Origin of the sequence: Nocardia crassostreae (genome assembly GCF_001613405.1) — a bacterium.
In the GTDB taxonomy this organism is placed as follows: domain Bacteria; phylum Actinomycetota; class Actinomycetes; order Mycobacteriales; family Mycobacteriaceae; genus Nocardia; species Nocardia crassostreae.
Genome location: NZ_BDCH01000014.1, coordinates 65,985 through 79,890, shown reverse-complemented (window position 1 = coordinate 79,890; position 13,906 = coordinate 65,985). Strand labels below are relative to the sequence as shown.

General features: G+C 67.7%; 15 protein-coding genes. 4 read left to right on the top strand and 11 right to left on the bottom strand.

Features of this window, described 5'->3' with window-relative positions:
• Positions 1–160 precede the first annotated feature (160 nt).
• The 10 genes from NC4_RS12915 to NC4_RS12870 form a co-directional block, all read right to left on the bottom strand.
• Positions 161–541, bottom strand: coding sequence for a DUF5313 family protein (locus NC4_RS12915; RefSeq protein WP_067536997.1), 381 nt, complete (start codon positions 539–541; stop codon positions 161–163).
• Positions 538–2,190 (bottom strand): SulP family inorganic anion transporter, encoded by a 1,653-nt coding sequence (locus NC4_RS12910; protein WP_067536995.1) that lies wholly within the window; start codon positions 2,188–2,190, stop codon positions 538–540. The genes NC4_RS12915 and NC4_RS12910 overlap by 4 nt, the downstream gene beginning before the upstream one ends.
• Before the next feature lie 2 nt (positions 2,191–2,192).
• Entirely contained in the window at positions 2,193–4,052 is a 1,860-nt protein-coding gene (locus NC4_RS12905) for a phosphoenolpyruvate carboxykinase (GTP) (RefSeq protein ID WP_067536992.1), read from the bottom strand.
• A gap of 90 nt (positions 4,053–4,142) precedes the next feature.
• Positions 4,143–4,472, bottom strand: a complete 330-nt coding sequence (locus NC4_RS12900; protein WP_067536990.1) for an ArsR/SmtB family transcription factor — start codon at positions 4,470–4,472, stop codon at positions 4,143–4,145.
• A gap of 96 nt (positions 4,473–4,568) precedes the next feature.
• Entirely contained in the window at positions 4,569–6,059 is a 1,491-nt protein-coding gene (locus tag NC4_RS12895; RefSeq protein ID WP_067536981.1) for a hydrogenase large subunit, read from the bottom strand.
• Positions 6,056–7,522, bottom strand: a complete 1,467-nt coding sequence (locus tag NC4_RS12890; protein ID WP_067536979.1) for a proton-conducting transporter transmembrane domain-containing protein — start codon at positions 7,520–7,522, stop codon at positions 6,056–6,058. Before NC4_RS12890 ends, NC4_RS12895 begins: the two co-directional genes overlap by 4 nt.
• Complete coding sequence (locus NC4_RS12885; protein ID WP_067536976.1) at positions 7,522–8,184, bottom strand: hypothetical protein; 663 nt, start codon at positions 8,182–8,184, stop codon at positions 7,522–7,524. Before NC4_RS12885 ends, NC4_RS12890 begins: the two co-directional genes overlap by 1 nt.
• Positions 8,184–9,146 carry a respiratory chain complex I subunit 1 family protein gene (locus NC4_RS12880; protein WP_067536974.1) on the bottom strand — a complete coding sequence of 321 codons (963 nt, stop codon included), beginning with the start codon at positions 9,144–9,146 and terminating at the stop codon, positions 8,184–8,186. Before NC4_RS12880 ends, NC4_RS12885 begins: the two co-directional genes overlap by 1 nt.
• A gap of 19 nt (positions 9,147–9,165) precedes the next feature.
• A complete protein-coding gene (locus tag NC4_RS12875) occupies positions 9,166–11,112 on the bottom strand; it encodes a proton-conducting transporter transmembrane domain-containing protein (protein WP_067537971.1) in 1,947 nt (648 codons plus the stop codon).
• Between the two features lie 29 nt (positions 11,113–11,141).
• Positions 11,142–11,618 carry an NADH-quinone oxidoreductase subunit B family protein gene (locus NC4_RS12870; protein WP_067536971.1) on the bottom strand — a complete coding sequence of 159 codons (477 nt, stop codon included), beginning with the start codon at positions 11,616–11,618 and terminating at the stop codon, positions 11,142–11,144.
• A 245-nt stretch (positions 11,619–11,863) separates the two neighbouring features.
• On the opposite strand from NC4_RS12870, the gene NC4_RS12865 reads away from it, so the two are divergent.
• From NC4_RS12865 to crcB (NC4_RS12850), 4 genes are all read left to right on the top strand, one after another.
• A complete protein-coding gene (locus tag NC4_RS12865; protein WP_067536968.1) occupies positions 11,864–12,094 on the top strand; it encodes a hypothetical protein in 231 nt (76 codons plus the stop codon).
• A gap of 86 nt (positions 12,095–12,180) precedes the next feature.
• Positions 12,181–12,522 (top strand): DUF190 domain-containing protein, encoded by a 342-nt coding sequence (locus NC4_RS12860; protein WP_067536965.1) that lies wholly within the window; start codon positions 12,181–12,183, stop codon positions 12,520–12,522.
• Between the two features lie 166 nt (positions 12,523–12,688).
• On the top strand, positions 12,689–13,159 hold the full coding sequence (gene crcB, locus NC4_RS12855) for a fluoride efflux transporter CrcB (RefSeq protein ID WP_245721657.1): 471 nt from the start codon (positions 12,689–12,691) through the stop codon (positions 13,157–13,159).
• Positions 13,160–13,170: 11 nt separating this feature from the next.
• Entirely contained in the window at positions 13,171–13,539 is a 369-nt protein-coding gene (crcB, locus tag NC4_RS12850; RefSeq protein ID WP_067536960.1) for a fluoride efflux transporter CrcB, read from the top strand.
• 45 nt (positions 13,540–13,584) lie between these two features.
• Here crcB (NC4_RS12850) and NC4_RS41575 read toward each other — a convergent pair whose 3' ends face one another.
• Positions 13,585–13,902, bottom strand: a complete 318-nt coding sequence (locus tag NC4_RS41575; RefSeq protein WP_218021079.1) for a hypothetical protein — start codon at positions 13,900–13,902, stop codon at positions 13,585–13,587.
• Positions 13,903–13,906: the final 4 nt, after the last annotated feature.

Here is a 13,906-nt window from a genome sequence, read left to right as displayed (position 1 = left end):
CCGCTTCGGCTGTCGCACACCGCGACCACAGCGACACCCAGGCCGCTGTCGTCCGGCCGCCCTTGCCGGGCGGCCTGATTCGCAGCCCCTGCATCACTGTGACTGTTCACTACCTGTGCCCGTCTGTGCTGGCCCCAACGAACCTTGCCGCCATCGGATGTCAGCCTCTGCCGTGGCGTCTTTCGTAGGCTTCCCGGTCGGCGGCCGCGCGTTGGCGTTCGCGCTGGTTGGCCAGTTCCGGGTCGAGGCCGTGCTTGGCCAGCCACGCCCGGCGATACACGTACATGAGCGCGACGGTGAAGTAGATCAGCGGCAGGTACAGCAGCGCCATCATGGACAACCCCATCCACAGCGGGCCGGGAATCAGCAGGAACAGGCACAGCGGCGGAATGATCGGGATGAGTATCCGCATCAGGTAGCGGCGAGCCGCGCCCGGTCCGGTGAGATCGTCGATCACCCACTGCGACATCGACGCTGGCAGCGTGCCGCCGGTGATGTAGCGGATGCGCTGAACGAAGGTAGGCGTGGTGCGTTCGGTCATGGCGTGTTCCTGGCGAGTGCGGGCGCCAACTCCCGGGCACAGGCGATGGCGTCAGGGGTGTGGTCGAACAGGTGCGCGGCGCCACCGGCGGGCAGCGCCCCTATGGTGGCCAGCCGCCGGTGGTGATCGGCGCGCAGGCCCGACATCAACACGATGATATGGCGGTGCTCGAGTTTGCCGATGGCGTCCTTGAGGACCAGCGCGCCGGTGGTGTCCAGCGCGGTGATGTGAGACATGCGCAGGATGACCACGTGGACATCGGACACCTCGGCGAGTTCGAGCAGGAAGCGGTGCGCGGCCGCGAAGAACAGCGGTCCGTCCAGGCGGTAGGCCACGATGTGACCGTGCAACAGCTCGTGTTCCTCGGCCAGGTGATCGCTGTCCTCGAGCGGCGGCTCGAGTGGAATCTGGTGCAGCCGAGCCTCTTTCGCCACCGACCGCAGCGCCAGCACGATCGCGATACCCACGCCGACGGCGACCGCGGTCACCAGGTCCAGGGCCACGGTGACCACGAAGGTGACCGCCATGATGGCCGCATCGCCTTTCGACGCCCGCGCGATCGCGGCCAACGATGCTGTTTCCACCATGCGCACGGTGGTCGCCAGCAGCACACCGGCCAGCGCGGCCAAGGGGATATCGGCCACCAGCGGCGCGGCCAGATAGATGATCGCGGCCAGGATCACCGCGTGGGTGAGCGCGGCGAGCCGGGTACGCGCACCCGAGCGCACATTGACCGCGGTGCGCGCGATGGCGCCGGTGGCCGGGACGCCGCCGAACAGCGGCGCGGCGATATTGGCCAGGCCTTGGCCGAGCAGTTCCCGGTCCGGATTGTGGCGGGTGCCCACGGCCATGGCGTCGGCGGCGGTGGCCGACAGCAGCGATTCCAGCGCCGCGAGCGCGGCCACGGCCAGCGCGGGCGCGAGGAGTGAGCCCAGCTGATCCAGGTGCACGAATCCCAGTGTGGGAGCGGGCAACCCGACCGGCAGCGCGCCGATGGGGGTCAGATCCAGCTCGAATACCGTGGCGGCCACCGTGGCGACGGCGACGGCGAGCAGCGCGAAGGGCAGTTTCGGCAGCCAGCGGCCGCCGATCAGCACGATCGCGGCCACGATCAGCGCCGTCACCAGCGTCATGTGATGTGGCTGCGAAATATATTGGCGCACCGCGTCGAACGCGACCTGCCACACCTTCTCCCCCTCGACATCGGCGATGCCGAGCGCGGACGGGAACTGCTGCAATGCGATCACCACCGCGATACCCGCGGTGAAACCCTCGATCACCGGGGCGGGCATATAGCGCACCGCACGCCCCACCCCGGCGATCGCGAGCACCACCAGCAGGAGACCGGCCAGCAGCCCCACGGCCAGCACTCCTCCCCCGCCGTGCTGCTGGAAGATCGGCACCAGGACCACGGTCATGGCCCCGGTCGGTCCGGACACCTGGAAGCGCGAGCCGCCGAACACGGCGGCCACCGCGCCCGCGACCACGGCGGTCGCGAGGCCCGCGGCCGCGCCGAGCCCGGAACTGATCCCGAAGCCCAGCGCCAGCGGCAGCGCGACCAAGGCGACGATCAGCCCAGACAGCAGGTCGGCGCCGGGGGCGCGCACGGCCGGTCGCCAATCCGACCAAGTGGGCAGTAGAGCCTTCACAGTCAGTTGGCGCCGGTCACGGAATCGGCCGCCCGCGCTGCGGTGAGATGGGTCTTCAGCACCGCGAGCTGCTCGCGCAGCGCTTCGGGCAACCGGTTGCCACCGATCGAGGCGTACCACTCGTCTATCGAACCGATCTCCTCGACCCACTCGTCGAGGTTCACGTGCAAGGCCGCCGCCGCGAGCTCCCGCTGCACCGCCGACAAGCCTTCCAGGTCGAGCGCTTCCGGCGCGGGCACATAGCCGATCGGTGTTTCCTCGGCGGGTGCGGTGCCGTCCAGGCGCTGCAGGGCCCACTGCAGCACGCGCACATTGTCCCCGAAGCCCGGCCACAGGAACATCCCGTCGGCGCTGCGCCGGAACCAGTTGACCTGGAAGATCTTCGGCAGCCGTGCGCCCTCACGATCGGCTAGCGACAGCCAGTGCGCGAAGTAGTCGCCGACGTGGTAGCCCAGGAACGGCAGCATGGCCATCGGGTCACGTCGTACCACGCCGACCGCGCCCGCAGCGGCCGCGGTGGTCTCCGAGGACAGCACCGAGGCGGTGAACACCCCGTGCGCCCAGTCGAAGGATTCGGTCACCAGCGGAACGGTGGACGCGCGGCGGCCGCCGAAGAAGATCGCCGAAATCGGCACCCCCGCCGGATCGTCCCACTCCGGCGCGACCGACGGACACTGCGCGATCGGGGTGCAGTAGCGCGAATTAGGATGGGCGGCGGGGGTTCCCGACACCGGGCTCCAGTCGCTGCCATGCCAGTCGATCAGATGCGCCGGAGCGTCGTCGGTCAGACCTTCCCACCACACGTCGCCGTCATCGGTACGCGCGACATTGGTGAACAGCGAGTTGCCGCGATCGATGGTCGCGATCGCGTTGGGGTTGGTCTTCGCACCGGTTCCCGGTGCGACACCGAAGAATCCGGCCTCCGGATTCACCGCGTAGAGACGCCCGTCCGCGCCGAACCGCATCCACGCGATGTCATCGCCGACCGTCTCCGCCTTCCAGCCCGCGAGCGCCGGTTCGAGCATGGCGAGGTTGGTCTTGCCGCACGAGGACGGGAACGCCGCCGCGATGTAGTGCGTCTTACCCTGCGGGGACGTGAGTTTCAGGATCAGCATGTGCTCGGCCAGCCACCCCTCGTCCCGGCCCAGCACCGAGGCGATCCGCAACGCGAAGCACTTCTTGCCCAGCAGCGCGTTGCCGCCGTATCCCGAACCGTAGGACCAGATCTCGCGGCGCTCGGGGAAATGCGAGATGTACTTGGTCTTGTCACACGGCCACGCCACGTCGGCCTGACCATCGGTGAGCGGCATGCCCACCGAGTGCAGGCACTTGACGTATTCGGTCCCCGCGCTGAGCTTCTCCCACACCGCCGCACCGGAACGAGTCATGATCTGCATCGACACGGCCACGTATTCCGAATCGATGATCTGCACACCGAATTTCGGGTCCTCGGCGTCCAACGGCCCCATGCAGAAGGCGATCACATACATGGTGCGCCCCGCCATGGCTCCCCGGTAGTGCTCGGTCATGACCGTGCGCATGTCGACCGGATCCACCCAGTTGTTGGTCGGACCGGCGTCGTCCTTGCGCTCGGAACAGATGAACGTGCGGTCCCCCACCCGGGCCACATCGTCGGGATCGGACACACACCAGAAGGAGTTGGGCTTCTTGTCGAGAGGAACGAACGTCCCCTTGTCCACCAACACCGCGGTAAGCCGGTCCCACTCGTCGCGAGTTCCATCGCAGAAGACGATGCGCTCCGGCCCGGTGAGCTCCGCGACCTCGGCCACCCAGGCGAGAACACCCTCATGGTTCGTCGGCGCGTGTGCGGTCCCGGTGACGGCGGTGGACTGATCGGTCACGGCGGATTCTGCTTTGCAAAACAACTAGGTAATGAGTTTAGAAAAGCTGCAATCAGTGAAGACAGGCACCGCCACCGAACGCATGGCGGCTCAGGCAGGCCGCACCAAGGCTTCGACCTGGCCGGTGACCACGCCGGTCAGGATCACGCGCGCGACGGCGAGCAGTTCGGCGACTTGCGGTGAGGTGAGCTCATAGGTCACCGACAGCCCTTCGCGGCGCGCGGTGACCAGTCCCGCACGACGCAGGATGGACAGCTGCTGAGAAAGGTTCGCCGGCTCGATGCCGATCTCGGCGAGCATTTCCGACACCGCGTGTTCACGCTGGCTGAGCAGCTCGAGGACTCGGATGCGCACAGGGTGGCCGAGGGTTTTGAAGAAGTCGGCCTTCATTTGATAGAGCGGCTGTGGCAGTCCGGGCATATGAGCCACTCCCCTTCCGATAGGTGGCTGTTCCCGGTCGGCAACGGCCCCATTGATTGCATAGTTTAGCAAACAGACCAAGTTGGGTTTGCCCGGTTAGAGATCGTTGCCGGCATAGGAGAGATTGAAGCTCTTGTTGACCAATGGGAAGTCGGGAACGATCGTCTCGCGCATGGCCACCGGGAGGGCGGGCCAGTTGAACCAGGACGGGTCGACGATCTTGGCGCGAGTCAGCCTCCCAGTGTCGTCGACCTCGGCGCGGTGGACGATCGTTCCGCGCCAGCCCTCCACGATGCCGACTCCGCTGCGGCGCTCGCCATACGTGGGTTCGGCCATGAATTCCACTGGGCCGCTGTGTGTTTCGACGAGATCGGTGACGAGCCGAGTCGAGGCGGCGAACTCCTGGCCGCGCACCGTGTACCGGGCGAGCACGTCACCGGTATCTGCGGTGACTTCAGTTACCGGCAGGTCGACAATGGGATGGTCGAGTCGAGCATCGGTCATCAAGCCGCTCGCGCGGGCCGGGTAGCCGAGGCAGCCGAGCGCGCGGGCGTCATCGGCGGCAAGTACGCCGGTACCCGCGAAGCGGTCGTAGATCACGGCATTGCGCAAGGTGAGTTCCACAACCTCGGCGAGATCCTCGGCGAGGGATCCCAGCCGACGGATATCGGGAAGCGACCGCAGCACAATGCCTCCCGGCCTGATCGCACCCCGCAGGAGGCGATGACCGGTGATGTCGGCGTTGATGCGCAGCAGATGCTCGCGGATGCGCAGGGCGTGGGAGTTGGCGAGTCCGAAGCCCACGTCATTGGCCAGCGCGCCGAGATCCGCGGCGTGGTTGTAGAGCCGTTCGAGTTCGACCAGTAGCGCCCGCAACCGCTGTGCCGCCGTCGGGACGGTGAGGCCGAGCGCGTCCTCGACGGCGAGGCAGTGCGCGAGCGCGTGCGCGGCCGAGGTGTCACCGCTGACGCGTTCGGCGAGATCGACCGCGGCGGTGGCGGGCCGGCCGTGGAAGAGTCGCTCGATACCGCGGTGGACGTACCAGAGCCGGGCTTTGAGCCGCACCACGGTTTCGCCCACGACCGAGAACCGGAAGTGGCCCGGCTCGATCAGGCCCGCGTGCACAGGCCCGACCGGAATCTCGTAGACCCCGTCACCACTGACGGTCAGGAAGCGCAGCTCGCCCGATCCTCCGAACTCGGGTGCGGTACCGGCGTCGGCGCGCATGGGGTGCCAGTCCTCGGGCCAGTGCGCATGCCGCACGAGCCGCCGCGGCCGTGGATGCCCTTGTGCGCGAAGACCGTACAGGCCCATCATTTCCCGCTCGTAACGCCCGGCGGGGAAGGAGACGTACGCCAAGGATGGAAGCACCGGATCCCGGGCAGGCACGACGCATTCCAGCTCGACGCGCCGATCGGGGCGGCCCGCGAGAAACAGGTACACCACTCGCAGCATCCCGTCGCCGTCGTCATGAGCGGCGGCCAGGCCCAGACGGAAACCGTCACCGAGCAGATCCTCGGCGGCGTCGGGCAATTCGGCGGTCGTGACGGCCCGTCGAATCCGGGGAGCCGAGGCCGGGCCGGTCATCGCGCCGTCACCTGCTCGGCGGCGGTGGTGAGCAGATCGCCGAGCGGTCCTGCGGTGACGCCGAGAACTGCCGACACCGCTATTCCCGCGACCAATGCCGCGGCAATCGACCGTGGCACGGTGACCACCGGCGCATCGGCAGGCCCTGGGCCGAGCAGGTTCCGGCTGCTGTTGCGGACCAATGCCGCGAACGCGACGGCGATGAGCAGCAATGCCAGGCCCAGCGCCCACACCAGGCGCGCGTCGGCGAGCGAACGGGCGATGGCCAGTTCGCTGGCGAACATGGCGAACGGCGGCAGACCGAGCAGCACGACCATGCCGACCCCGAACGCCACTCCGATGAGCCGGGACCGCGACATGACGCCGGTCATGGCGCCGATCGTGGTGGACCGATGGGCGGCCTGCAGCGGTCCGGTCGACAGGAACAACACGGTCTTGCCGACGCCATGGGCCAGGATGTGCAGCAGCAGTCCCGCGATCGCCAGCCGCGAGCCCGCCGCGGCGGCGACGGCGATCAGGCCCATGTTCTCCATCGACGAATACGCCAGCATGCGTTTGATATCGCGCGTCACCGTGAGCATCGCCGCCGCGATGAGCAGCGTCGCCAAGCCGACGATCAGCAGGCCGACCCGCAGGTATCCGGGGCCGGTCGCGGCATCCACGATCGGCTTGATGCGCAGCACCACCGACAGCGCCACCGATAGCAGCACCCCGCTCATCAAGGCCGAGACCGGCACCGGGGCTTGGCTGTGCGCGTCGGCGAGCCAGGTATGGAACGGCGCCAGACCGGCTTTGGCGCCGTACCCGATCAACAGCAGCCCGCCTGCCATGCGAGTGATGTCAGGATCGAGACCGTTTGCGTGCGTAAGCAATACATCCAGGTCCAGGGCTCGATCGCTGGGCGCGCCCGCGTGCCGCGCGGCGAAGTACAGCAGCACGGTGCCCAGAAACGCCACGATGATGCCGACCGAGCAGATCACCACATACTTCCAGGTGGCCTCCAACGCGGTGCGGGTGCGCCGGTGCCCCACCAGGAAAGCGGTGACCACCGTGGTCGCCTCGACCGCCACCCACACCACACCGATATTGTTGGCGCACACCGCGACCACCATGGCGGCCAGGAACGCCGGGACCAGGCCCGCATAGGTCCGGGCCGCTCGGGTGTCGGTGTGACCGTGGACCAGTTCCTCCTCGATGTAGCCGATACTCGCGACCGCGGACAGCGCGCCCACCGTCCCGATTACGATCAGCATGAGCACCGACAGCGCGTCGACCCGCAGCAGTCCGCCGCCCAGTACATGCGTCCGGCCGTCCAGCCGCGCCCCCAGCACCACGCCGCACCCCAGCACAGCGATCGCGCCGAATGCCGTGAATACCGCTGTGGCGCGCCGCCATCCGGCCAGCGCACCGGCCACCGCGGCGCCGACCGGCGCGAGTATCGCCACCAGAACCAGGATCGTCATCAATCGTGCAGCTCCCGCAACTGGTCGAGATCGGCCCCGCCGAACGCGCGGCGCAGACGGCTGGTGAGGATGCCGATGATCGCGACCGCGAAGAAGATATCCAGCGAGACGCCCAATTCGACAATGAGCGGAACACCGGCCGTGAGCAGGAATGCGGTGGCGGCGATCCCGTTGTCCAGCATGAGGAATCCAGCGGCCTGCGAAATGGCGTGCCGGCGCGTCGCCATGACGAACAATGCGATCAGGATGACCGCGAAGGCCGCCGGAACCGCGGCCGTCTCCGGAGTCGGCTCCAGGCGCACCAGCGGCCGGGTCACACCGAACGCCGCCACCGTCAACCCGGCCGCGATCAGCAACGAGGTGGCGGTGTTCACCAGTGGCGTCGCCTCCCGATACTCACGGTGTTCCGCACCGATCGCCCGTGCCAGCAGCCACGGCAACATGCCCGCCCGCAGCGCGAGCACCGCGACACCGACTCCCAGCAGTAGCCCGTCGCCGTGGTGGACGGCCTGCACGATCGGGATGACCGCCAATGCGACACCCTGCGCACCCAGCAATCCGGTGATCGCACGCAGATCGCGACGCCACACCACGAACACCGCCGCGAGGACCAGTGCGCCCGCGGCGAAGTCGAGCACGCTCGCATATCCGGATTCGGTCATTACGTTCCCGCCGAGGTGAAGAAACTGGCGGCCGTCACCGCCAGCAGCGCCAGCAGAAAGGAGCCCGCGAGCAGTTCGGGCACCCGGAACAAGCGCAGCTTCGCGATGAACACTTCCGCGAAGGACAGCAGTGTCGCCAGCACCAGCACCTTCACCGTGATCACCGCCAGGCCGACCAGCACCGCGCCCCAACTGGGCGCGCCGCCCGCGATTCCCCACGGCAGGAACAGATTCGCCAGCAAGGCCAGCAGCACGGTCAGCCGCATCGCCGACGCCCATTCGATCAACGCCAGCCTGGGCCCGGCGTATTCGAGCACCATGGCCTCGTGCACCATGGTCAACTCCAGATGCGTGCTCGGGTTGTCGACCGGCAGGCGACCGGTTTCGGCAATGATCACCACGACCAGCGCCGCGGCGGCCAGCACCGCGCTCAGCGACAGCACCCGCCCGGGATGGTCGATCGTATTCGCCACCAGTGCACCGAGATTCGATGAACCACCCGGGATCGACAGCGCGAACACCGACAACAGGATGGTGGGCTCCACCAAGGCCGCGATCACCGTCTCCCGACTGGCGCCCATCCCGCCGAACGCGGTGCCGGTGTCTATGCCGGCCAATGCCAACGCCACCGTGCCGACGAACAGCAAACCCACCACGGCGAACAGATCGGCGGCGCCGTCCAGCGGCGACCCGGTAGCCACCAGCGGCGCGACGGCTGCCACCACGATGGTCGTCGCTGCCAGAACCAATGGGGCACACGCGAAGACAAGCGTTGTACCGACCGGCGTGATCGCCTGCTTGCGCAACTGCTTGCGCAAATCGCGCCACGGTTGCAGCACGCCCGCCCCGACCCGGCCCTCCGCACGCGCCCGCACCTGCCGCATGGCGCCGAGCACGAGCGGCGCGCCGACGACGACACCACCGATCTGCAGCGCCCCGGCCGCAACCGCTGTCAATGTCATTGCGCCACCGCCGATCCGGTCATCGCGACACCACCAGCACGATCAATACTCCGAGCGCACCGTAGGCCAGGTATAGGTGCACATTGCCCGTATGGGCGCGGGCCACCACCAACGCGGCGCGGCGCACGACACGCACCACCGGACGGTAGAGCCGATCTTCGATCGTGTCGGCGATCCGTGCCCGATAGGCGACCTTCTCCACCAGATAACGAGATTCGGCCAGATGGGTGATCTCGATGTCGGTATCCGGACGCAGCACATTGTCGAACACCCGTTGCAGCGGTTCGGCGAAGGACGTTGCCGTGTACTGCATGCGCGCGGTCGGCTGGTCCGCACCGCACGCCCACAACGGCAGCACCTCCCGCGCCGGGCCGCGCCCCGCGCGTCTGCTCGCGATAGCCGCGACGACCACGACGGCAAGGGCCACGGCGGCGGCGAACCATGCCGGGGCGATGGTCCCGTCGATCCCGGGCAGGCGAACCGTCCAGCCGAGACCGGAGAATTCGGTCGTTCCCGCGGCCGGAAGCTCACCGACCACGATGCGCAGGACCGGGCCTGCCACCAGTGGCGCTATAGCCAGCACGACACACGCGATCGCAGCGAGCGCCATCCCCATCAGCATGGTCGGCGCGGCTTCTCGGGCGTCGGCCGCGTTGTCGGAGCGCGCCCGAGCCAGGAAGCCGATGCCGAAGGCTTTCACCATCGCCGCCACGCCGAGTCCCGCCGTGAGTGCGACCGTTCCCACCGCCAGCGGCGCGGCCAATGCAATCACCGAATCCCCCTGCGTTCCAGCATGGATCAGCGATTGGAACAGCAGCCATTCGCTCACGAAGCCCGCACCCAGCGGCAAACCGGCCGCCCCCAGCGCCGCAATGCCGAACAACGCCGTGGTCGCGGGCATTCGCCGGGCCAAGCCGCCGAGCCGGTCGAGATCACGCAATCCGGTCGCGGCCAGCACCGCGCCCGCGCCCAGGAAGCCCAGGCATTTGAAGCCCGCGTGCGCCATCAGATGCAGCATGGCCGCCGCGACCGCCACGGTCGCCGCCGAGCCGGCTCCCGCGTCGGCGAACAGCGTCGCCGCCCCGAGCGCGAGCGTGATCAGGCCCATATTCTCCGTGGTCGAAAATGCCAGCAGCCGTTTGAGATCCGACTGCACCGACGCCTGCAGAACGCCGTACACGGCGGTCCCCCCACCCACGATCAGCAGGGTCAGCCCCCACCAGCGCGGCCCGGGGCCGAGTAGTTGCAGGTCGAAGCGGACGATGCCGTAGATCCCGAGGTTCACCATCGCCGCGCTCATCAACGCCGACACCGGGCTCGGCGCCTCCGGGTGCGCACGGGGCAGCCAGGCATGCAACGGCACCAGCCCGGCCTTCGACCCGAAACCCGCCACGGTCAGTGCGAATACGATCGCCCGCGTACCGTCCGGCACACCGGCGAGAGCGTCGAACCCGTCCATACCGCCGACCGAGGCCGAGGCGATCAAGAGCCCGGCCAGGATCGCCACGAAACCCAACTGGGTCATGACCGCATAGAACACACCTGCTCGCCGTGCCGCGACTCGCCGATGCTCGGTGAATACCAGTGCCAGTGAGGCGATGGCCATCGACTCCCATGCGAGCAGGAAGCTCGTCACCGAACCGGCGGACGGCACCAGCAGCATGGTCGCGACGAATACCGGCACCACCGTCAGTGTTGTCCCGCCGAGGTGCTCGCGACGCGCGTAGCCGATCAGATACACGCCCACCGGGATCGCCACCGCACCGGTCACCAGGAGGAAGAATCCACCGAGCCGGTCGACCCGCAGCGAGACCCCTGCCAACGGGAGCAACCAGCCGATGGTCACCGATCGCACCGGCCCGAATATCCCGCCCAACCCCACGACCACCCCGAGCGCGCCCAGCACGCTCGTGACGGCACCGGCCGTCACAGCCCCGAATCGGTTCGGGCGCAGGGATTTCAGCACGGCCCGCGGGGCCGCCTCGGCGATCGCGGTCACCGTCCGGTCACCGACCGCAATGCGGCCACGATCGCCTCCGGCGGTGGCGGGCAGCCAGGAATCTCGACATCTACTTCCACCACCTCGCCGACCGCGCCCACCACACCGTGGGCCTGGGCGAACACGCCACGGTTGAGTGCGCAATCACCGCAGGCGATCACGATTTTGGGGCCGGGAGTGGCCTCGTGGGTGCGGCGCAGCGCCTCGGCCATGTTCCGGGTCACCACACCCGTCACCAACAGCCCATCCGCGTGCCGGGGTGAGGCAACCAGCCGCGCGCCATAGCGCTCGGCGTCGTACACGGGGCCGAACGCCCCGGAGATCTCGACCTCACAGCCATTGCAGGACCCGGCGTCGACATGCCGCAACTGCAGCGAACCGTGCAGTGGCACAGGGGTTTCCGCACGCCAGGGACGGGTGGGCGTGGGTTCGGCCACTCGACCGGTGCGCAGGATCTTCCGTAGCCAGCCCATACGCGCCTCACCAACCCGCCGGAGCGAGGCGGGAATCCGCGTGTGCGAGTCCGTCACCCACAGCAGAAGGTTTAGCAGAATCCCGAGCCTAACTCTACTATTTGCGAAAGACTGCAATAGAGAAAAATTGCATACCGAGAACGTCAGCCCTCGCAACACCGACCCCACGCTCATCGCTAGTTGCTAAGATTAGAAATTCCACGAACAGCTACCGACTCCCCGTCACCGCCGCTGGAGGCTCCCCAATGATGCGTGCCATCACCGAGCTCGAACACACCGTGCGTGCCGTTGAAATCACCGAGTTGCACAGCACCGTCGCGGCGCACGCCGCCGTGCAAGTCGTCGACTCGGATACGCTGGTGGTGGTCATGTTCCACGGCCACCACACCGCGATCGTCGAGCAAGCACTGCAGAATCAGCCCCTGGGCACGAAAGAGATCACCTCCGCCCGCGACATCATCACTCTCCGGATCTAGCCGGCGGAAGACCCGGCCTCGGCTCAATGCCACCGCGAGGCCGGGCACAGTAGACAACTATCGTACGTCACCGAGCGGAGGTCACGATGACCAGACTGGCGGGCGGCGCGCTGCGGCTGACGGTCTTCATCGGCGAAACCGACTCCTGGCACCACAAGCCGCTCTACACCGAGATCGTGCACCGCGCCTACCGCGCGGGCCTGGCCGGGGCCAGCGTCTTCCGCGGCATCGAAGGCTTCGGCGCCAGTTCGCGCATCCACACCACCCGGCTGCTCTCACTCAGCGACGACCTACCGGTCGCGATCGTCATCATCGACGACGCCGACCGCATCCGCGCCTTCCTACCCCAACTCGACGAACTGGTCACCGAAGGAATGGTCATCCTCGACGACGTCGAGGTCATCCGCTACATCGGACGCGAACGCTGACCCCGTGAATCCCGGCACAAGCCGACCTGTTTCGACCAAGGTCGGGCTAGGCTGGTTCGATGCGGCGGTGGGGCTCGCCGCTCCGTAATCGGAACAACCGTGGCATATCGCGCCACCAACAGTCCCTACTTGATCAGCTCTTCATGTTCGAGTAGGAGAACCTGTGGTGAGTAGCGAGCCCGTGACCCAATCGATCGATCCCGATATCGACCTGGCCAGCCCCGCGCGACGCGCCGAACCGACCGGTAATCACGGGGCGATTCTGCTCGCCGTCGCGCTCGGGAGTGGGCTCGGCGCGCTCGCCCGCTACGGCATGACCCGACTCCTGCCCACCCATCCCGGCGAAATCCCGTGGGCCACCTTTCTCACCAACGTCACCGGCTGTCTGCTGATCGGCGTTCTCATGGTGCTCATCACCGAGGTCCGGACGGCCCACCCGCTGGTGCGCCCGTTTCTCGGGGTCGGCATGCTCGGCGGTTTCACCACCTTCTCCACCTACGCCGTCGAAGTCCACCAGCTGCTGCAACCCGGCACCGCCTACCTCGCTCTCGCCTACCTCACCGGAACTCTGCTCGCCGCGATGGCAGCCACGCTCACCGGCACGACCGTGACCCGAATCTTGTTCTCCCGCAGGTAAAGGCGAGTCGCGTGATCCTCGTCCTGGTCTTCCTCGGCGCGGCTGTCGGCGCGCCTCTGCGGTATCTCGCCGACCGGAACATCCAAACCCGCCATGACAGCGTGTTCCCCTGGGGCACCTTCAGCGTCAACCTGATCAGCTGCCTCATCCTGGGCGGCCTCACCGGCGCGGGCGCCCACCTCCCAACCGAGCTGATCATGTTGCTGGGCACGGGCTTCTGCGGCGCCCTCACCACTTACAGCACCTTCGGCTACGAGACGTTGCGCTTGGTCGAACAACGCAGCTATTTCTACGCCGCGATGAACGTCGCCGTCAGCATCATCGCGGGGATCGGCGCCGCCCTGCTCGGCTACACCACTACCCACGCCCTCCTCCCCTGACCAAGTGCCAATACAGGCGGTGTCCGGCATCGAGCGGCGTGCAGGTCACCGGGTGGCGGTTTCGGCGTGGTGATCTGTGCCGTGGTCGCTGGACTGGGCCTCGAACCACCGGTGCAGGGCATCGACCAGGGCGGGCTCGTTCGAGCTGTAGTGCAGGATCGCACCGTCGGGCAGTTCCTCGTAGCGGACGGTGAAGCGGTTCACGCCCGCGCGCAGGTCCGCCAACCCCAGCATTTCGTCACCGTGAATCGTTGTGGGATCGCTGAAATCACCGGTGGCGAACTTCGCGGCCTCCGCGGTCAGGTGTTCGCGGATCAACCGGATCTGCTCCGCATCGGCCGGTTCGTGCGCGGTGCCCGCCATCGGG

Coding starts and splice junctions, on each gene's coding strand:
- NC4_RS12915 (WP_067536997.1), bottom strand. CDS start 541: ATGACCGAACGCACCACGCCTACCTTCGTTCAGCGCATCCGCTACATC.
- NC4_RS12900 (WP_067536990.1), bottom strand. CDS start 4,472: ATGCCCGGACTGCCACAGCCGCTCTATCAAATGAAGGCCGACTTCTTC.
- NC4_RS12895 (WP_067536981.1), bottom strand. CDS start 6,059: ATGACCGGCCCGGCCTCGGCTCCCCGGATTCGACGGGCCGTCACGACC.
- NC4_RS12890 (WP_067536979.1), bottom strand. CDS start 7,522: ATGACGATCCTGGTTCTGGTGGCGATACTCGCGCCGGTCGGCGCCGCG.
- NC4_RS12885 (WP_067536976.1), bottom strand. CDS start 8,184: ATGACCGAATCCGGATATGCGAGCGTGCTCGACTTCGCCGCGGGCGCA.
- NC4_RS12880 (WP_067536974.1), bottom strand. CDS start 9,146: ATGACATTGACAGCGGTTGCGGCCGGGGCGCTGCAGATCGGTGGTGTC.
- NC4_RS12870 (WP_067536971.1), bottom strand. CDS start 11,618: ATGGGCTGGCTACGGAAGATCCTGCGCACCGGTCGAGTGGCCGAACCC.
- NC4_RS12865 (WP_067536968.1), top strand. CDS start 11,864: ATGATGCGTGCCATCACCGAGCTCGAACACACCGTGCGTGCCGTTGAA.
- NC4_RS12860 (WP_067536965.1), top strand. CDS start 12,181: ATGACCAGACTGGCGGGCGGCGCGCTGCGGCTGACGGTCTTCATCGGC.
- NC4_RS41575 (WP_218021079.1), bottom strand. CDS start 13,902: ATGGCGGGCACCGCGCACGAACCGGCCGATGCGGAGCAGATCCGGTTG.